General features: G+C 65.9%; 18 protein-coding genes and 1 tRNA gene. 13 read left to right on the top strand and 6 right to left on the bottom strand.

The window, feature by feature from the left end; genetic code table 11:
- The first annotated feature begins 3 nt into the window (after nucleotides 1–3).
- The 10 genes from VHAB30_RS22690 (at nucleotide 4) to VHAB30_RS22645 (ending at nucleotide 7871) form a co-directional block, all read left to right on the top strand.
- Entirely contained in the window at nucleotides 4–603 is a 600-nt protein-coding gene (locus VHAB30_RS22690; RefSeq protein ID WP_159278660.1) for a LemA family protein, read from the top strand.
- A gap of 94 nt (nucleotides 604–697) precedes the next feature.
- Nucleotides 698–2086 (top strand): 16S rRNA (cytosine(967)-C(5))-methyltransferase RsmB, encoded by a 1389-nt coding sequence (rsmB, locus tag VHAB30_RS22685; RefSeq protein WP_159273695.1) that lies wholly within the window; start codon nucleotides 698–700, stop codon nucleotides 2084–2086.
- Nucleotides 2064–2708 (top strand): DUF4390 domain-containing protein, encoded by a 645-nt coding sequence (locus VHAB30_RS22680; RefSeq protein WP_159273696.1) that lies wholly within the window; start codon nucleotides 2064–2066, stop codon nucleotides 2706–2708. Before rsmB ends, VHAB30_RS22680 begins: the two co-directional genes overlap by 23 nt.
- Nucleotides 2705–5035 (top strand): sensor histidine kinase, encoded by a 2331-nt coding sequence (locus VHAB30_RS22675; RefSeq protein WP_159273697.1) that lies wholly within the window; start codon nucleotides 2705–2707, stop codon nucleotides 5033–5035. The genes VHAB30_RS22680 and VHAB30_RS22675 overlap by 4 nt, the downstream gene beginning before the upstream one ends.
- 77 nt (nucleotides 5036–5112) lie before the next feature.
- Nucleotides 5113–5814, top strand: a complete 702-nt coding sequence (locus VHAB30_RS22670; protein WP_062480363.1) for a response regulator — start codon at nucleotides 5113–5115, stop codon at nucleotides 5812–5814.
- An 18-nt stretch (nucleotides 5815–5832) separates the two neighbouring features.
- A tRNA-Phe gene (locus VHAB30_RS22665) sits at nucleotides 5833–5908 on the top strand.
- 244 nt (nucleotides 5909–6152) lie between these two features.
- Nucleotides 6153–6395: a hypothetical protein gene (locus tag VHAB30_RS22660; protein ID WP_159273698.1), complete on the top strand. Its 243-nt coding sequence runs from the start codon at nucleotides 6153–6155 to the stop codon at nucleotides 6393–6395.
- 69 nt (nucleotides 6396–6464) lie between these two features.
- Nucleotides 6465–6815: an aspartyl protease family protein gene (locus VHAB30_RS22655; RefSeq protein WP_159278659.1), complete on the top strand. Its 351-nt coding sequence runs from the start codon at nucleotides 6465–6467 to the stop codon at nucleotides 6813–6815.
- A 337-nt stretch (nucleotides 6816–7152) separates the two neighbouring features.
- Nucleotides 7153–7455 (top strand): hypothetical protein, encoded by a 303-nt coding sequence (locus tag VHAB30_RS22650; RefSeq protein ID WP_159273700.1) that lies wholly within the window; start codon nucleotides 7153–7155, stop codon nucleotides 7453–7455.
- Nucleotides 7452–7871, top strand: a complete 420-nt coding sequence (locus VHAB30_RS22645; RefSeq protein WP_159278658.1) for a hypothetical protein — start codon at nucleotides 7452–7454, stop codon at nucleotides 7869–7871. Before VHAB30_RS22650 ends, VHAB30_RS22645 begins: the two co-directional genes overlap by 4 nt.
- A gap of 146 nt (nucleotides 7872–8017) precedes the next feature.
- Here the strand turns inward: VHAB30_RS22645 and VHAB30_RS22640 are convergent, their stop codons facing one another.
- A complete protein-coding gene (locus tag VHAB30_RS22640; protein ID WP_159273702.1) occupies nucleotides 8018–8692 on the bottom strand; it encodes a class I SAM-dependent methyltransferase in 675 nt (224 codons plus the stop codon).
- 308 nt (nucleotides 8693–9000) lie between these two features.
- Here VHAB30_RS22640 and VHAB30_RS22635 point away from each other — a divergent pair, with 308 nt between their 5' ends.
- Nucleotides 9001–10533, top strand: coding sequence for a glucosyltransferase domain-containing protein (locus VHAB30_RS22635; protein WP_159273703.1), 1533 nt, complete (start codon nucleotides 9001–9003; stop codon nucleotides 10531–10533).
- Between the two features lie 156 nt (nucleotides 10534–10689).
- Here VHAB30_RS22635 and VHAB30_RS22630 read toward each other — a convergent pair whose 3' ends face one another.
- The gene (locus VHAB30_RS22630; protein WP_159273704.1) at nucleotides 10690–11184 is read right to left on the bottom strand and encodes a hypothetical protein; all 495 of its coding nucleotides are present in this window, start codon (nucleotides 11182–11184) and stop codon (nucleotides 10690–10692) included.
- Nucleotides 11185–11479: 295 nt separating this feature from the next.
- Nucleotides 11480–11908 carry a low affinity iron permease family protein gene (locus VHAB30_RS22625; protein ID WP_159273705.1) on the bottom strand — a complete coding sequence of 143 codons (429 nt, stop codon included), beginning with the start codon at nucleotides 11906–11908 and terminating at the stop codon, nucleotides 11480–11482.
- 191 nt (nucleotides 11909–12099) lie between these two features.
- Between VHAB30_RS22625 and VHAB30_RS22620 the strand changes: the two genes are divergently transcribed.
- Nucleotides 12100–12666: a ferritin-like domain-containing protein gene (locus tag VHAB30_RS22620; protein ID WP_235926892.1), complete on the top strand. Its 567-nt coding sequence runs from the start codon at nucleotides 12100–12102 to the stop codon at nucleotides 12664–12666.
- A 356-nt stretch (nucleotides 12667–13022) separates the two neighbouring features.
- Here the strand turns inward: VHAB30_RS22620 and VHAB30_RS22610 are convergent, their stop codons facing one another.
- Together VHAB30_RS22610 and VHAB30_RS22605 are read right to left on the bottom strand one after the other, a co-directional pair.
- On the bottom strand, nucleotides 13023–13460 hold the full coding sequence (locus VHAB30_RS22610; RefSeq protein WP_159273707.1) for a DUF1810 domain-containing protein: 438 nt from the start codon (nucleotides 13458–13460) through the stop codon (nucleotides 13023–13025).
- Complete coding sequence (locus VHAB30_RS22605; RefSeq protein WP_159273708.1) at nucleotides 13457–15715, bottom strand: hypothetical protein; 2259 nt, start codon at nucleotides 15713–15715, stop codon at nucleotides 13457–13459. Before VHAB30_RS22605 ends, VHAB30_RS22610 begins: the two co-directional genes overlap by 4 nt.
- Nucleotides 15716–15976: 261 nt before the next feature.
- Between VHAB30_RS22605 and VHAB30_RS22600 the strand changes: the two genes are divergently transcribed.
- Entirely contained in the window at nucleotides 15977–16225 is a 249-nt protein-coding gene (locus tag VHAB30_RS22600; RefSeq protein ID WP_159278657.1) for a hypothetical protein, read from the top strand.
- A gap of 312 nt (nucleotides 16226–16537) precedes the next feature.
- Here the strand turns inward: VHAB30_RS22600 and nadE are convergent, their stop codons facing one another.
- Complete coding sequence (gene nadE, locus VHAB30_RS22595) at nucleotides 16538–17395, bottom strand: ammonia-dependent NAD(+) synthetase (RefSeq protein WP_159273710.1); 858 nt, start codon at nucleotides 17393–17395, stop codon at nucleotides 16538–16540.

The raw sequence follows: 17395 nt of genomic DNA, 5'->3' as shown, positions 1-17395 counted from the left end.
CCGATGAGCGTCCTGCCCGATTCGCTGGCCGGCTGGCTCGTTGTCGCGCTGCTGCTGTTCTGGTTCGTGGGCGCCTACAACCGGCTGGTGCGTCTGCGCGCGGCCGTGCTGCAGGCCTACGCCGTGCTCGACGTGGCGCTGCGCAAGCAGCTCGATTTCGTCCAGGCCAGCATCACCGCCGCGCCCCGGCCCGAGTCGCCGCCCGAAGGCGCGCCCACCGTGGCGCCGCTGCAGGCCGCCACGACGCAGCTCGCGACCCTGCTCGGCGCGACGCGGGTGCGCCCGCTCGACCCGGGCAGCATGGCGGCGCTGGCCACCGCGCTGCAGGTGCTCATCGCCGCATGGCGGCGCCAGTACCCGGGCGCGGTCACGGTGTTCGATGCGGACGGCACGCTCTCGCGGCCCGCGCCGCTGATGCCCGGCCTGGGCGGCGCGTCCGATCCGGCTGCGCCCATCGCCTGGCCCGAGCCGTCGGCGGCGGCGGAAATCGCACGCGGCCAGTTCAACCTGGCCGTGGCGCAGTACAACGCCGGCATCGCCCAGTTCCCGGCGCTGCTGGTGGCCTGGATCGTGCGACTGCGGCCGGCGGCGCCCTTGCTCTGACCGGCCTCGACCCGACGACAGGCGGGTAACGCCTTCGTTTCCATTCCCACCGCGCGGCGTGCTGTCTTTCTCGCCCGTTACCATCGGCCCCAACTTGCCAGCAGATCTTTCCTCCGACCCCTCTTCGGGCAGCGCCACCTCGGCGCCGCAACAACCGCCGCTCTGGCGCCAACTGCAACTGACCGCAGGGGCGCTGGCGTCGATTCGCGCCGGCACCTCGGGCACCGTCGCGTTCGAGGCCATCGAGCCCGCGCTGCGCCCCGGCGTGCAGGCGCTCGGCTTCCAGGTGCTGCGCTGGCTCGGCCGCGCCGAGGCGCTGCGCCGCCACCTGGCCAAGCGCACGCCGCCGCCGCTGCCCGACGCCTTGCTGTGCACGGCGCTCGCGCTGGCCTGGCACAGCGACCACGCTCCCTACGAACCCTTCACGCTGGTCGATCAGGCCGTGGAAGCCGCCAAGCGCAACCCGGCGACGCGGGCGCAGGCCAGCTTCATCAACGCCTGCCTGCGCCGCTTCCTGCGCGAGCGCGACGAGCTCGTGGCCGCCACCGACACCGAACCGGTCGCGCAGTGGAACCACCCGCGCTGGTGGATCGAACGCCTCAAGCGCGACCACCCGCGCGACTGGCAGCGCGTGCTGTCGGCCGACAACGCCCAGGCGCCGATGACCTTGCGCGTCAACGCGCTGCAATCGACGCCGGCCGCCTACCTGCTGGAACTGGAAGCGGTGGGCCTCGCGGCCACGCGCGTCGGCGCTGACGGCCTGCAGCTCGCGCGCGCCCGCCCGGTGCAGCAGCTGCCCGGTTTCGCCGACGGCGCCTGCTCGGTGCAGGACGCCGCCGCGCAGCTCGCGGCCCCCTTGCTGCTCGACGGCCTGCTGCCGGCCAAGCCCGGCGCCGCGCCGCTGCGCGTGCTGGACGCCTGCGCCGCCCCCGGCGGCAAGACCGCGCACCTGATCGAACGGGCCGGCCCCGGCGCCGTCGAGGTGACCGCGCTGGAGGTCGACGCCGTGCGCAGCCGCCGCATCGACGAGACGCTCGCGCGCCTCGGCCTGAAGGCCAAGGTCGTGGTGGCCGACGCCGGCCGCCCCGCCGACTGGTGGGACGGCGCCCTGTTCGACGCCATCCTGTTGGACGCCCCGTGCACCGCTTCGGGCATCGTGCGGCGCCATCCCGATGTGCGCTGGCTGCGCCGCGAGAGCGACACGGCCCAGCTGGCGACCCAGCAGGCGATGCTGCTGGCCGCGCTGTGGCCGCTCGTACGGCCCGGCGGCCGGTTGCTTTATTGCACCTGTTCCGTGTTCCGCGAAGAAGGCTCGCAACAAATTGATGCGTTTCTTGTACGCAACACCGACGCCCGTTTGCTGCCGTCCCCGGGACACTTGCTACCCCAAAGTGGGGCGAATGCCCGTGGCGTCCCGGACAATCCCTCTGGTGACCACGACGGCTTCTTCTACGCCCTGCTTGAAAAACCCGCGCCGCACTGACGGCCGCCGGTCGATCCTGCTGGCCGGCCTGTGGCTGGCCTGGGCCCTGTGGATGGCCCTGTTCCCGGCCGTCGCCACCGCCCAGAGCAGGCCCGGCGGCGCCACCATCACCCAGATGCGCCTGGAGCAGGCCGACGACGGCGTCTACCTGAGTGCCGCCGTGCAGTTCGAGCTGCCCACGCTGGTGGAAGACGTGCTCGACAAGGGCATCGCCATCTATTTCGTGGCCGAGGCCGAGGTCTTCCAGGAGCGCTGGTACTGGACCGACCGCAAGGTCGCCCAGGTGGCGCGCCACATGCGGCTGGCCTACCAGCCTCTCACGCGCCGCTGGCGGCTGAATGTGTCGCCGGTGCCGATCACCGGCGCCGCTGGCTTCGGCATCTCGCTGAACCAGAACTTCGACAGCCTCGGCGACGCGCTCGAGGCCATCAAGCGCATCGGCCGGCTGCGGCTGGGCGACGCCGCCGAGATCGGCGACGAGCCGCTGCACCAGGTCACCTTCCGCTTCCGGCTCGACACCTCGCAGCTGCCGCGTCCTTTCCAGATCGGCATGGTCGGGCAGGCCGAGTGGAACATCGCCGCCGAGCGCACCGCCCGGCTGCCGCTGGAGAAGCAGCGGTGAGCGCTAAGCCGCGCAGCGGCGCCGCGGCCACGCCTGCCGCCCGCCGCTCGCGCGCGCTGCGCTGGGCCGTGGGCGTCGGCGCCGCGATGGTCACGGCCATCGGCCTGGTGCTGATGTTCCTGCTGGCCCAGGCCACCAACAACCGCGCGCTGTACGAGCGCTACTACGTGCGCCTGTTCGGCATCAACGTGGTGGTGGCCGTGCTGCTGGTGCTGGTGATCGGCTGGGTCGCGTTCCGGCTGCTGCGGCGGCTGCGCCAGGGCAAGTTCGGCAGCCGACTGCTGATCAAGCTCGCGGCCATCTTCGCGCTCGTGGGGGTGGTGCCCGGGGCGCTGGTCTACGTGGTGTCCTACCAGTTCGTCGCGCGCTCGATCGAGAGCTGGTTCGACGTCAAGGTCGAGGGCGCGCTCGATGCCGGCCTGAACCTGGGCCGGGCCACGCTCGATTCGCTGTCCGACGACCTCGCCGCCAAGACCCGCACCGCCAGCGCCCAGCTGTCGCAGGTGCCCGACGCGAGCGCGGGGCTGCTGCTGGAGCGCATCCGCGACCAGCTCGAAGCCAGTGACGTGATCCTCTGGACCGGTTCGGGCCAGCTGGTGGCCAGCGCGGGCGCGTCGCGCTTCCAGCTCAACCCCGAGCGGCCGACGGCGCAGCAGTTCCGCCAGGTGCGGCCCGACCGCGCCGTCGCGCACGTCGAGGGCCTGGAGGAAACCGCCTTGCCCAGCGCCACGCCGTCGAACGCCAGCGTGCGCGCACTGGCCATGGTGCAGCGCCCGGGCTTCGATTTCGACACCGCGCCGCGCTACCTGCAGGTCACGCGGCCGCTGCCGCCGGCCGTGGTCGCCAACGCGCTGGCCGTGCAGGAAGCCAACCGCGAGTACCAGGAGCGGGCCCTCGCGCGCGAGGGCCTGCGGCGCATGTACATCGGCACGCTCACGCTGAGCCTGTTCCTCGCCGTGTTCGGCGCGGTGCTGCTGGCCGTGCTGTTCGGCAACCAGCTCGCACGGCCGCTGCTCGTGCTGGCCGACGGCGTGCGCCAGGTGGCCGCCGGCGACCTGCGGCCCACCGCCGTGCTGCAGGGCAAGGACGAGCTGGGTGGCCTCACGCGCTCGTTCGCCGTCATGACCCAGCAGCTGGCCGACGCCCGCGGCGCGGTCGAGAAGACGATGGACCAGCTGGACGCCGCCCGCGGCAACCTGCAGACCATCCTCGACAACCTGACCTCGGGCGTGATCGTGCTCGACGCCAAGGGCACCGTGCTGTCCACCAACCCGGGCGCCACCCGCGTGCTGCGCGCGCCGCTCGCCGCCTATGAAGGCAAGGCGCTGGTCGATGTGCCGGGGCTGGCCGATTTCGGTGCCAAGGTGCAGCAGCAGTTCGACGAGTTCCTGGTCGAGCGCATGCAGCACGGCCTCGATCACTGGCAGCACGCCTTCGAACTGCACGCCACCGGCAACGACCTGCCGCAGCAGGACGACGCCATCAACATCGTCGCGCGCGGCGCCGAGCTGCCGGGCGATGCGCGGCTGCTGGTGTTCGACGACATTTCCGAAATCGTCTCGGCCCAGCGCGCGCAGGCCTGGGGCGAGGTGGCGCGCCGCCTCGCGCACGAGATCAAGAACCCGCTCACGCCGATCCAGCTGTCGGCCGAGCGGCTCGAGATGAAGCTCTCGGGCAAGGTCGAGCCGCCCGAGCAGGCCATCCTGGTGAAGTCGGTCAAGACCATCGTCGACCAGGTCGATGCAATGAAGCGGCTGGTGAACGAATTCCGCGACTACGCGCGACTGCCCGCGGCCGACCTCAAGCCGGTCGACCTCAATGCGCTGCTGGCCGACGTGCTGCAGCTGTATCACGCCGAGAACCTGCCGATCACGCTGCGCTCGGAGCTCGACGAGCGTTGCCCGCCCGTGCGCGGCGATGAGCAGCAGATCCGCCAGGTCGTGCACAACCTGTTGCAGAACGCCCAGGACGCCGCCGAGGCCGCCGCCAGCGGCACGGGCCGGGTGGGCGAGGTCGTCATCCGCACCCGGCTGGGCGATTCGGGCCAGCGCGTGCGCCTCACCGTGCAGGACAGCGGGCCCGGCTTTGCCGAAAACATCCTCAAGCGCGCCTTCGAGCCCTACGTCACCACGAAAACAAAAGGTACCGGTTTGGGCCTGGCCGTCGTCAAGAAGATCGCCGACGAACACGGCGCGCGCATCGAGCTTTCCAACCGTGTCGTCGACGGGGCTGTGGCGGGGGCGCAAGTCTCGCTATCATTCGCGCTGGCAGGCGAACCGCGGGCAGCGGTCGCTCACACCGAAGATTCGAAATCTTCGTCCGCCTGAGTACCGGCGAATCCAGCGCATAGGGGCTGGATCGGGAGCGGATCAATACACACCAGCGCATACAACAAGCAGCACTCATGGCAAACATTCTCGTGGTCGATGACGAGCTGGGCATCAGGGACCTGCTCTTCGAAATTCTCAATGACGAAGGCCACAACGTGGAGCTCGCGGAAAACGCCGCCGAAGCCCGCGCGGCCCGACAACGCGCCCGGCCCGATCTCGTGCTGCTCGACATCTGGATGCCGGACACTGACGGCGTCACCTTGCTCAAGGAGTGGTCCACCGCGGGCCTGCTGAGCATGCCGGTCATCATGATGAGCGGCCACGCCACCATCGACACCGCGGTCGATGCCACGCGCATCGGCGCCTTCGCGTTCCTCGAAAAACCCATCACGCTGCAGAAGCTGCTCAAGGCGGTGGAGCAGGGGCTGGCGCGCGAGAGCGCCCGCCGCACCGCCGCCGGCGTGGTGCCGCCGCCCACGGGCGCCCACCAGGCCGCCGCCATCACGACCACGGGCGACAGCCTGCTGATGGCGTCGCTGGCGGCCGTGCCGGTGGCCGACGCGGGTCCGCAGTCGACCCAGAGCTTCGACCTCGATCGCCCGCTGCGCGATGCGCGCGACGGTTTCGAGAAGGCCTACTTCGAGTTCCATCTGGCGATGGAGAACGGTTCGATGACCCGCGTGGCCGAGAAAACCGGCCTCGAGCGCACCCACCTGTACAGAAAACTCAAACAATTGGGTGTGGATCTTTCCCGAGGCCGCAGAAGCGCTGTATAATTTAAGGCTGCACACAATGGCCCGGTAGCTCAGTTGGTAGAGCAGCGGATTGAAAATCCGCGTGTCGGTGGTTCGATTCCGCCCCAGGCCACCATATTTCGCAAGGCGCTACAGCTATCAAGGTTGTAGCGCCTTTTGCTTTTTATTCCCACCATGGGAATTCGTCGATTTAGCCACAGCTAAACAAGAACACGTCTCAATGAGAAATATTCTTATTGATTCGAGCGTGACCTGCGGGTAAATTCATTGGCTAGCGGCTGTGGATAAGTCTGTGGGCAGCCGGTTAACAATTACATATGAGGTGACATCGATGCAATCTTCCCTTCGGGTGCGTTGCGATGGTTGACCTTCGCGCCGAACTCCAAACCTATACCGAGCACCTTCCGTCGATGCTGAACCGGCACGACGGCGAATACGTGGTCATCAAGGACACGTTGACAGTCCACTTCTCGCCCACGTATGAAGACGCTCTGAATTGGGCGTACAACACGTTCGGGCTGGACCACTTCTTTGTCAAAAAGGTGGCGGAGGATCAAGACGTGGCGCATTTCACCCGCGATCTTGGGCCGTGCCGCATCTAAGCGGTACATACAGTTCCAGCGGTCCAATCCTTGACGTGTGGGTCGGCGTGAGCGCACCGCGCGCGCGTCATGCTGGCTCGCGGTTTACAGGTGCCGCAGCCGCATCGTCTTCCATTCCTCATCGACACAGGCGCCGACACCACCATGGTGAGCGAGCAAGCCATGCGGCTGCTCGGCATTCCCGAACGCGGCGCGCGCCAGATTGTCGGATCGACAACTCACATCGACCCGACGACGTGCTCTGCATATGACGTACAGTTTGAAATTCGCACGCATGGAGACCCGCCGCGAATCTACCCTGCGCTGGAAGTGCTCGCGCGTCCGTTCTTCAACGTTTCCATTGAGGGCCTCATCGGTCGTGATGTGCTCGACCAAATGCAGCTCACGATTGGGCGCGGCCGATTTCGAATCGACTACTAGCCTAGCCCTTTGCGCTCCGACACGCGAGAGCGGTCGTAAACCCTAGCAGTCGTTTTGCTGTCTGCGTGCAGGTCCGGCAGCCCTCCAAACTGCGCCTTGTGCTGGGTGGTGTAGTAGGCCCGCAGATCGTGGAAGGTGAAGCGTCTGGGGATGACCCGAACATCGCCAACGTCATTGAGCAGTGGGACTTCAGGGCACTGGGCTGGCCTATCGAGCCGGACGGTGGACTCTTGGCGCCTGGTAGGTACGCGCAATACAGCTTCGCCAATACGAAGGGCGCGCGGACCTCGGGAACACCCAGCCCGGAGATGGCTTCCGGTTTCGTGGGCACGGCCTGTTGCAGACCACCGGCCGCTGGAACCACGCCGCTGTGCGAGATCGACTTCGCGTGCGCTTCACCGGCGTGCCGGATTTCGAGCGCGAACCGGATTTGCTGGCCGAGCCGCAGTGGGCCTGCCTGTCGGCGTGCGACTACTGGGACATGCGCGAGCTCAACGCCTGGGCGGATCGAGGCGACTTCGATGGGGTCTGCGACCTGATCAATCGAGGGCGCAAGACTCAGGCCGACGGGAACTCGAACGGGTGGGCCGACCGCCTTGCGCTTCACAAGGCCGCGCGCGCGGCGCTGGGGCTGACGTGATCTTCCCCGACCTCAAGACCCCGCTGCTCTGGGTGCTCGGCCTGGGGCTCGTAGCCGCGCTGGCCACGGCCGGCATCGAGCGTACGCGCGCGGCGGGCGCCCGCGCCGATGCCGCCACGGCGCGGAAGGATCTCGCCAACTACAAGCTCTCGGTCTCAGAGACCTCCCGCATCCTGCAGGCGGCCAACGACCGCAAGGCGGCGGATAACCACGCTCGACAACTGGAGGCCATCAATGCCGCACGCTCCCGTGAAACCCTGGCAGCTCGCGTTGCTGACGATCTGCGCCTTGATCGCGACAGGCTGCTCCGCCGTCTGTGTCGCCACCCGTCGCAATCGCTTGCCCAGCACCGTCGCCACCGCCCAAGCTCAGCCGGCCGATCCCCTCGCAGACGTATTCGGCCAGTGCACGGCTGAAGTTCAAGAGCTGGTCCGAGCAGCTGACGACCACGCCTCCGACGTCCAAGCCCTGATCGACAGCTGGCCGCGCTGACTTCCCGCGCCCACCACGTCCCCCGCTCTGGCTCCGGCTGGAGCGGGGATTTTGTCGTTTGGGCGCTGATTTAGTGGCGAGTGCCCCGAACCCAGTACTGACCACCAAGCGGCAGCCAACCCAATCCACGTTCCATCCATGACAAAGCCGAGAGCCTAGGAGGGATGAACAAGCAGTAGGAGGCCGCGGTCACGCTCATGGAAGCACTGCTCACGAGCGCTTTGGTTTCACTGGGCTTCAGGAGTACAGCATCAGCATCGTATGGGCAGTTGTTGACAATGCGGCGCGTCACAGGGTTGTACGGGTTGTGCTCAAAAATATATAGCTCTCCGCCCGGATTAAGTCGAGATGCGAGCGTGGCTGTAACTGCCTCGCGCTGCGGAGGAGGGATGTGGTGATAAACACTCGCCACGAAGATGATGTCAAAGGTGCTCTGCATGGACGCACCATCTTCAAGGAAAAACGAGATGTCTGGATTTTCCTTGCGAGCAATTTCCAAGCTCTTAGGCGCTACATCTGAACCTTCAATGACGGAAGAGGGAAAAGCCTCCTTCAAAAACGGAAGGTTCCTGCCAATGCCGCATCCATATTCCAGAATTCGCTTCGGCTCGAGATTGGTGGCGCCGCGCACAAGCGCTACTTTGTAGCGTGCGAAATACGCTTCGTCAGAGGAAAAGAATCCAACGCTTTCACGAAGTAATTCGTTGTAGTTATCCGCGTGCGCGTCGAAGTTGACTTTTTCCATTGATCCGCTCCTTCAGGGTGGGGCATGGTACATGTTGAAAAGCTGCCCCACCAACCAGCATGGCATATCAAGTGCTGGTCCCTCTGCTTCAAGCAGAGGGCGAGGGCAGAGGCGACACGGAGTGCAGGGCAGTACGCCCCTGACCCTAGAGGAACCCTGCCGTCGATCAGTTGCCGTCCAGGCTAGCGGGGTGTCGGTCGAGAGCGAACTGCCAACAAAAAGTAACCCTACAAGTAGAATGCGCCTCGCCCTGTCGCTAGCAAATAACATCCTAGCAGCCCGATTGCCTGCTTATAAAACTCCCTTAGATGAAAACACTGCCTCAGAGAATTCGGAACTGTTTCGAAGACCAACAGATAAGACTGTTTTTTGTTTTGTTTGGGGTTGCACTGCTTGCGCGTGGTGGAATGTTTCTTCGTGGTTTTGCAGTCGATGATTATTCATACGGGCGGGGGTTTTCAGATTTTGATCGGGAGTTGATTCAAACTCAAGGCCGCTTCCTATTGGTGGCGCTCGCTTCTGCCATCGATTCTCTAGGCGTAAACCTTAACGACATCTATTGGTCGCTCGCTGGCGTTTCATTGGCCCTGCAAGTAGCCTTGGTTATGTCTGTTCTTCGTTTTGCAGGGATTATCAATAGAACTGGGGTAGGGTTGGCAGCGGCGCTTATGGTGGCGCATCCCTATCTTGCGGAAATACTGACCTTTCGCATGGTTCTTCCTGGCTATTGCCTTGCCGCGCTGCTTACCATCATTGCGATGGAGGTACTGCAAAATCCGCGCGCGGGAAGATATGCAAGGTTCATAATTTCCGTCATCGCAACAGTGGCGATGCTATTTATTTATCAAGGGTTCTTGAATTATCTGGCCGTAGCGCTGGTGTTCGCTCTTCTGCACGACAGTCTGTCCAAGGACGCTGCAGCGACTACCGCACGCACCCTAACTGCTGGGCAGCAGCGCGCAGTTGAATTGCTGCTGGTCTGTATTGCTTCTGCCTTTGGTTTCCTGACAATCATGACAGGACTTAAGCACTTTGACGTGATTGAGTTAACAGGGCGCGCAAAACTTGTCCAGTTCAATGAAATTCCCGAGCGCATTCTTCAGTTTCGCGAATTACTTTTTAAGGTCTATTGGCGTGCAGAGCCGGTGGCCGCTCAGTGGCCCAAGCTCCTCATCGCGTGCATGATGGCGGTATCCATCGTTGTCATTTTCATAGAAGGGATTCGTGCGCCTAGCTCGCTTCGTAGGAAGGTGATCTTGCTGGGAGCGCTGGTTGCGCTGATGCCACTCACAGCAGGAGTCATCCTGCTGTTCAGAGACTGGTGGCCTGTGCCAAGGGTTTTGGTGCAAGCTTCGTTGATCATCGGCTTCGTCGTTCTTCTAGGCTGGTCTCTCTTGCGAGAGCGATTTCCTCGCATGCCTTCCGCATTTTTCACGGTCCCTGTGCTTGTCCTCACCGTCTCTTTTATTTTCAAGAATAATCAAATCTTCGCGGACCAGCAGCGTTTGAACTCTTGGGACGCAATGAAGGTCAATCGCATCGTCGATCGCCTTGAAAAGAATCCAGCATTTGACCAAGTAAAAACCGTATTCATCAGCGGCGGTAAATGGGCCTATCCAGCACGCCTTAGTACCATTCAAGGTGACTTAAACATCTCGGCGCTCTACCCAGGCTACACAAAACTACCGCTTTTTATCGAAGTTTCGGGGTACAACTTCAAGCCTGCAGCCGGCGAGCAAAAGACTGAGGGGGAGCAGATTTGCAAGCAGGTCGCCCCTTGGCCAAGTGCTGAATCTGTCACGGTGATTGGAAGTCTTGCGATTGTTTGTTTGGGCAACTAGAGGAAGTCTGACAAATGCGGCGCGTGTTGCACTTCCACAGTCCCACATCGGCCGCCACGTAAACAGATACTCGTCGCCCAATACCACCTCAGGGTGGTATTGGGCGTTTACTGCCTGTGGGTGGTATTTGGTCGAGAGCGCCGCGTCTACCGCAGCTCAGAAATGCCCCAGGTAGTGGCCTGAAGCCGTGGCCGGGTCGTAGGGCATCCTGCGCATCGGCCTCCGGTTGATTGACTCCGCGATGCGCTCCGCCTCCATCGAGTGCTCGAACTCTCTGGCCTGGCGGCGGGACTCGGCGGGCGAGGCCTGCGGAAAATCGTGTTCGAAGCCGCTGTTCGTGACGGCGACCGGCCGGCACCACCAGGTTTGCGGGTAGTCGTCGGACTTGATGTTCTTCATGCCCCGGCCGCGCGGGACGACTTCCATGCCGCTGATCAAGATGCCGCCACGAGTCCTTCGGAGGTGCGCACGGTCAAGCACGGGGATGATGTATGTCTCGCCGTCGTCGCGCAGAAGCATGGCTGCCCAGATGCCGCGCCCTGGCGCCGGCCCGGGGACGCGCTCCATGTAGACCAGATCCCCGACCGCGCGCGTGTGCTTAGCCGCCTCTGCCGATGGCAGTTTTTCGCCTTCGAATCGGGCGCGGAACACCTCGTACAGTATCTGGTTTTATACTGTATAAATATACAGTAATCGGGGGAGGCAAGGCCTCAAAAGTGGCGGGAACGTCCGGGCCTGAGCCCGCATGAACAGGCCGCCCAAAAACGTCGAATATTCCCGCGAACAAGGCCGGAGGCCGCGTGGTTGCTGGCTTGCGGTGTGGATTGAAAATCCGCGTGTCGGTGGTTCGATTCCGTCCCAGGCCACCAAATTCAGTCAAAAAGCCCGACCTTCCTAGGTTGGGCTTTTTGCATTCTGGCGCCGTGTTTGGGGAATCACGTTCCCGCTATCCGGCCCGATCCCCGTTGATGTCGTCATGCCCGCGGCGCCTGCGTTCGGTCCGCGTCTTCGCCAGCGTCGCCTGGCTCTGCTTGGCCGCCGCCTCGCAGCGCGCGTGCAGCGCGATCAGCTCCTTGTCCGTGAGCCGCTCGATGCCGATGAAGTCGTCCTCCGCGTCGGAGGTGCGGATCAGTTCGTCGAGCTTGGTCTGCAGGGCGACGCTGTCGCGGTTCTGCGTGTTCTGGATCAGGAACACCATGAGGAAGGTGACGATGGTGGTACCGGTGTTGATCACCAGCTGCCACGTTTCCGAGAAGCCGAAGAACGGCCCCGCGACCGCCCAGGCCACGACGACGACCACGCAGACCAGGAAGGCCGCCGGGTTGCCCGTCCAGCGTGCGACGGTGTTGGCGAAGGAATCAAAGAGTCGCTCCATGCGCGTGTCCTCCAGTTGGGGCGATGCTGCCGCGGCGGTGCGCGCGAGCGCGTCAGCCGAGGCCCGCCTCGCATGGCATCGCAATTCCCCTGAGGCTGTCGGCGCATGACGGTACGCGGCCGTGGCCTCGGACACGGCTTACACGCGTCGTCGGGTCGAGACGACAGGGCGCTTCCCGCACCGTGTCGACCATGAAGGCTCATTGCAGTCTTTCTTTCTCAACCCGGCCCTCGCTTCGGCGACCGGCCTTCAAGGAGCAACCACCCATGGCCAACGATATCCAGGCAACCACCGCGGACGCGGTGTCCAACGATCAGGTGATCGACGTTCTGAACGACCTTCTGGAGAACACGCGCGACGGCGAGTACGGCTTTCGCGCCTGCGCGAAGGAAGTCGACTCGGCGCAACTGAAGCCGGTGTTCGAAAGCCGCGCTTCGCAATGCGCCAGTGCGGCATCCGAACTCGTCGCGCTCATCCGCCAGCTCGGCGGCAAACCCGACGATGGCGGCACGGTCAGCGGTGCGGTGCATCGCGGCTGGGTGCATGTGAAGGGAGCGGTCGGCGCGAACAGCGCGCTGTCGATGCTCGAGGAATGCGAGCGCGGCGAGGACGCGGCACTCGCGCGCTACCGCAAGGCCCTCAAGGCCGACCTGCCGGCCGAGGTGCGCATGCTGGTGCAGCGCCAGGCCGACGGCGCGCAGGCCAACCACGATCAGATCAAGGGCCTGCGCGATCAATTTCGCAGTGCCAAGGGCTGACCGGCCGGCACCTTCGGGATGCCTTCCTCCATGACCGGTGACAGCCACGCGCCCGCCATGCCCCCTGCGCCGTCCGCGGCGGAAGTTGCGGACGGCGTCGGCGAGCGCTTTCTCACTTTCAGCTACCTCGGCTAGTGGTTTTCGTGAGCCGCGCAGCGAGTGGACGGTCAGACCTTCAGGCCCGTGGTCTTCTGCCGCGCCTCTGGGGGCGGTGACGTCGAAGGCGCGGACAGCGCTTGCCGCCTGACACGGACAACGTCGCGTACGGCAGCGAGGCCGAGGCGCTGCGCCACGCCGAGCAGCAAGCCATTCGCTGGGCGCATGACCGCACGGGCGACGGCCAGGGCCGGCTCTGATCACACAGCTCGGACGAGTGCGATCGTCGCGTCGTCCCGCGTGCCATTGAAGTACTGCACCAGCACGTCGCCGAACACGGGGGCTTCAGGCGCCACGATCTCGAACAGCGTCATGCAGGAGCGCAGCTTGAGGTCGTCCGGCGAGCCGAAGACCTGGTGCGCATCGCTGCCGGGCAGGGCGCGGACCAGCTCCGCGCAGTGGCGCAGTCGCTCACCGAGCACGGCGTGCTGCCAGTACGCCGCCGCCTCAGCGATACCGTCGAGGCCGAAGAACTGCGCGGTCGCGCTGCGGCCCAGCGCCTTCAGTTGCGGAAACACGAACCACATCCAGTGCGTGCGCTTGCGTCCCGCCGCGAGTTCCGCGCAGACCTGTGCGTAGACGGGCTCTTGCGCCGCCACGAAGCGTTCGAGGTACCAGTCGATGGTCATGTGTGTCATGCGCCCGGTGTGGTTGCGGTCGCCCGATCATGCTGCAGCCGCGGCGGCAACCGAGGATCGAGCCAGTCCATGCGCCACGCCAGCAGCAACACCGCGCCGACCACGCAGGTGACGGCCAGCGCGCCCGCGAGGCCGTGCCGCTGGCGGTACGGATCGGGCGCGATGCGCTGGGCGCCCGGTGGCACGCGTGCCGTCTGAGACAGCATGCCGCCCAGGCGCACATTGACCTTCATGCGGCCATTGATGGCCCATCCGCTCGCATCGAGGATCGGACCCAGGCTGCGCTGGCGCAGCTTGAGCCACGCGATCAGCATGCTCGGTCCCGAGATCGCGATCACGATGCCGACGAGCGCCACCGGTATCCATTGCCCCAGGTCGACGAACTTGCCGAAGATGCCGACCAGCACCGCACTGATGCTGCCCAGCGCCACGCCGATGGCGGCCACGGTGCCAACGTCGATGCGGCTGGCGGTGGGCAGGATCGGTCCCGGCTTGGCCGGCGTCTTCGTCGACGAGGCCGCCGCGTCGGTCGGTTGGTCGGCGGTGGCGACGCGTCCGGCCAGCGTCTGCAACGCGCTCTGCGAGCCGGCTTCGCTGGCCGCCGCGTGCTTCGCGACCTGCTCCTCGATCAGCCGCACGAACTTCTTGTAGGGCGCGAAGAAGGCCTGCGCGACGCTCGTGGGGTTCTCGATCAGCTTGGTGACGGTGGCGTCCCAGTCGCGGCCCTGGCGGTCGTAGAACACGCCGTTGCGTCCGGCGAAAAGGAAGTCGACGTCGCCGGCCGTGAAGGCGGCGACGATGCTCATCTTCTCTCCCTGGCGCGTGCAGTCGCAGTACGCGAGGCAGGTCTTCGCTAGGCCGGCCAGCGCGGCGTGGCGCGCGGTGTCCTGCACCTGCACCGTGAGCTCGCAGCTGCGCCCGTCGAGGTAGAGCGTGCCCGCCTGGAAGATCGCGCCCTCGCGCCGGTAGAACGCCTTGAACGACACGAAGTTGTGCAGCAGCACGCGCAGGTCGCGCTGCAGCCGCAGCAGCTTCTCGAGATCGGTCAGCAGCCGGTTGTGGTGCTCGGCGGCCTCGTCTTCGGCAATGAGCGCGAACAACGCATCGCGTGTCGCGAGCAAGGCGTCGAGGCGTTCGCGCGGCAGGCCCGCGAGCGCGTTGTCAGGGCGCGCGGCGATCCACGCGTCGCAAGGTGCGAGCCGCTCACGCAGCGCTTGCCACTGGGCTTCTTCGAGTGTGTCGCGTTCGCCGAGCAACGGCGCCACCGCATCACGCGCGAACGCGGCCATGGCCTCGGCCCAGGCGGGATTGAGGCTCGCACCGCCCAGCGGCAACGAGCGATGGGGCGTCACTGGCGCCAGCGGCAACTCGGCCACCGGCTGCACGCTCGCATCGAAGGTGTGCCCCGTGAGCGCGTCGTAGGCCTCGGGCGAGGGGTTGAGCGCCGCCACCGCCTGCACGTCGTAGGCGGCCACGCGGCAGCGCGCGAAGAAGTCGTCGACCTTCGCCGTGACCGCGCGCAAGGCCTCGGCCGCAGCCAGCGTGCGCGCGCCCAGCGGCAGCAGGGCCTCTGCGTTGCCCTGCGCATGCCAGTCGCGGACCGCCTGTGCCTCGGCCATGAAGGCCTCGGCGCGTGCGCGATCCAGGCCGGGCGTCTGTTCGTGCCGGTCGGGCGTGCTGCCGTGGGTGCGCATCGCGTCCTCGATGGTGGCGCGCAGCGCGTCGTCGGTGCCGGCCGTGGCCGGCGTGACCACGCCGTCGCCGTTGAAGCGCATCGCGGCCAGCCATTCGCCGCGATCGGCGATGTCGGCGAGGGTCAGCGTGTGCGTGTCCTGCTTGCCGAGCAGGTCGAGGATGCGTCGGCCTTCCTTCGCGAGGTCGGCGCCCGGTGCGCGCGTGTCGTCGAGGTCGTCCAGCGACAGCGTGCCGCCGCCCGCGAGGAGCACGTCGGCGCTGCGCAGCCGCTCGCAGGCCCACTGGCAGGCCGCGATGACCTCGGGCGGTCGCACGCGGCCGTCGCCGTCGGTATCGATGAGGTCGAGCGTGCGCGCATCGAAGTCGATGCCGCGCGTGGGGCAGGCGAGTGCGACCCACAGTTTCTGGTCGAGCTCGGCGATGCGTGCGATGTCCTCGCCGTTGCGGAACACCATCTGGTCTACGCCGCCCGCACGGATGAACTGCCAGCGGTGCGGCGTCGGGCCTGGCGTGTGGGTGCCGGGAAGGCCGGCGGGAACGGGGGCGGTGGCGGTCGTCAACGGGCTGATGTCCTTGGGGTGGTTGTGGGGGGCGGGAGTGGAAACGGCGTGGGCTGCATGCGTCGTGCACGGCGCGGCGCCTTCCATTCGTGGGCATCAGCGTAGATCGCGCGACGTGGCGGTCATGAGGACAGACGGCGCGCGGCGATGTCGGTCGACGCCGACATTGCGCCCGGCGACCGCGGCATCCCACCCACGGCGAGGAGGGTCAATGTTGGGGGATTGAGCGGTTGCGCCGCACCGACTTATCCTCCGGTCGCCATGGCCGCCACACGCATCGATCTCGATCTGCCCGACGGGTGGAGTTGCTGGCTCGAACTGCAGCAATCCGCCGAAGGCGCCTGTTCGGGCAAGGCGGAACTTCGCGAGGGCAACGAGCCTCGATGCGTGCTGGTGATTGCACAGCAGCCGACCCGCGAGGCCGTGATCGAACGGTTGAAGTTTCGCGCCGACTACTTCGTCGGGGAGTGGCGCATGCGGCAGCGCGAGGGGCGGACGCCGCGGCCCTGAGCTTGGTGGTCTTGCGAACTTCTGCGCAGCCCTCGGACCCGCAAGAAGCCACACCCCCAAAAAAGAAAAGCGACCGTCCGAAGCGATCGCTTTTTTTCTCTTGATGCGCGAGGGTGCCGTCGCACCCCGGATCTCACATGCGATACGACGGCGCCGGCGAGGAGACAGGCACCAGCTGGTAGTCCTGCCCGTAGACCGCGCGCAGCACGTACCCGTTTTCGCGCTGCAGTGACAGCTTTTCTGGAGAGATCTTTGCCGTCGCTAGTTCACATGCACACTAGTTCAGTGCATTTTCGCCGTTGGCGCGACATGTCAGTGTGATGCGGTGGGCGCCAACGGTTCGACGGGCAGCGCCCGCTTGTGGGCGCTCTTGCGATGCGTCGAAAGAATCACCGCGCGCGCTGCAGCCGACACCGGCTTGCCTTCGAGGAAATCGTCGATCTGCTCGTAGCTCACGCCGAAGGCGTCTTCGTCGGGCTTGCCCGGCACCAGCGACTCGAGGTCGGCGGTGGGCACCTTGTAGACCAGCGCATCGGGCGCGCCCAGCAGCTGCGCCACGGCGCGCACGCGGCGCTTGTTGAGGCCGGTGAGCGGCGTGATGTCGGCCGCGCCGTCGCCGAACTTGGTGAAGAAACCCATGAGGGCTTCGGCCGCGTGGTCGGTGCCGATCACGAGGCCGTCGTGCGCGCCGGCCACCGCGAACTGCGCAATCATGCGCTGGCGCGCCTTGATGTTGCCGAGCACGAAGTCCTCGTGCGCCGCGTCGCGAAAGGCCTGCCCGCCGGCGCGCAGCGCGGCCAGCATCGCATCGGCGGCGGGGCGGATGTCCACCGTCAGCAGGCGGTCGGGGCGGATCACCGCCAGCCCGGCCTGCGCCTCGGCCTCGTCGCGCTGCACGCCGTAGGGCAGGCGCATCGCGATGAAGGTGGCGTCGCGGCCTTCGGCGCGCAGCTTCTCGACCGCACGCTGCGCGAGGCAACCGGCGGTCAGCGAATCGACGCCGCCGCTGATGCCCAGCACCAGCGTCTTCAGGCCGGTGCTGCGCAGGTAGTCGGCGAGGAAGTCGGTGCGCCGCGCGAGTTCGGCGGCGGCATCGAAGACGGGCGCCACGTGCAGGGCCGCGATGATCTCGCGCTGCGTGGCATCGACGGGGGTGAGGTCTGCACTCAT

The sequence above is a fragment of the Variovorax boronicumulans genome, assembly GCF_009811375.1.
In the GTDB taxonomy this organism is placed as follows: Bacteria; Pseudomonadota; Gammaproteobacteria; order Burkholderiales; family Burkholderiaceae_C; genus Variovorax; species Variovorax boronicumulans.
This window is presented reverse-complemented; position numbering and strand designations above follow the sequence as displayed.

Coding starts and splice junctions, on each gene's coding strand:
- VHAB30_RS22660 (WP_159273698.1), top strand. CDS start 6,153: ATGGTTGACCTTCGCGCCGAACTCCAAACCTATACCGAGCACCTTCCG.
- VHAB30_RS22640 (WP_159273702.1), bottom strand. CDS start 8,692: ATGGAAAAAGTCAACTTCGACGCGCACGCGGATAACTACAACGAATTA.
- VHAB30_RS22610 (WP_159273707.1), bottom strand. CDS start 13,460: ATGACACACATGACCATCGACTGGTACCTCGAACGCTTCGTGGCGGCG.
- VHAB30_RS22635 (WP_159273703.1), top strand. CDS start 9,001: ATGAAAACACTGCCTCAGAGAATTCGGAACTGTTTCGAAGACCAACAG.
- VHAB30_RS22600 (WP_159278657.1), top strand. CDS start 15,977: ATGGCCGCCACACGCATCGATCTCGATCTGCCCGACGGGTGGAGTTGC.
- VHAB30_RS22690 (WP_159278660.1), top strand. CDS start 4: ATGAGCGTCCTGCCCGATTCGCTGGCCGGCTGGCTCGTTGTCGCGCTG.
- VHAB30_RS22670 (WP_062480363.1), top strand. CDS start 5,113: ATGGCAAACATTCTCGTGGTCGATGACGAGCTGGGCATCAGGGACCTG.
- VHAB30_RS22620 (WP_235926892.1), top strand. CDS start 12,100: ATGAAGGCTCATTGCAGTCTTTCTTTCTCAACCCGGCCCTCGCTTCGG.
- VHAB30_RS22655 (WP_159278659.1), top strand. CDS start 6,465: ATGCTGGCTCGCGGTTTACAGGTGCCGCAGCCGCATCGTCTTCCATTC.
- VHAB30_RS22625 (WP_159273705.1), bottom strand. CDS start 11,908: ATGGAGCGACTCTTTGATTCCTTCGCCAACACCGTCGCACGCTGGACG.
- nadE (WP_159273710.1), bottom strand. CDS start 17,395: ATGAGTGCAGACCTCACCCCCGTCGATGCCACGCAGCGCGAGATCATC.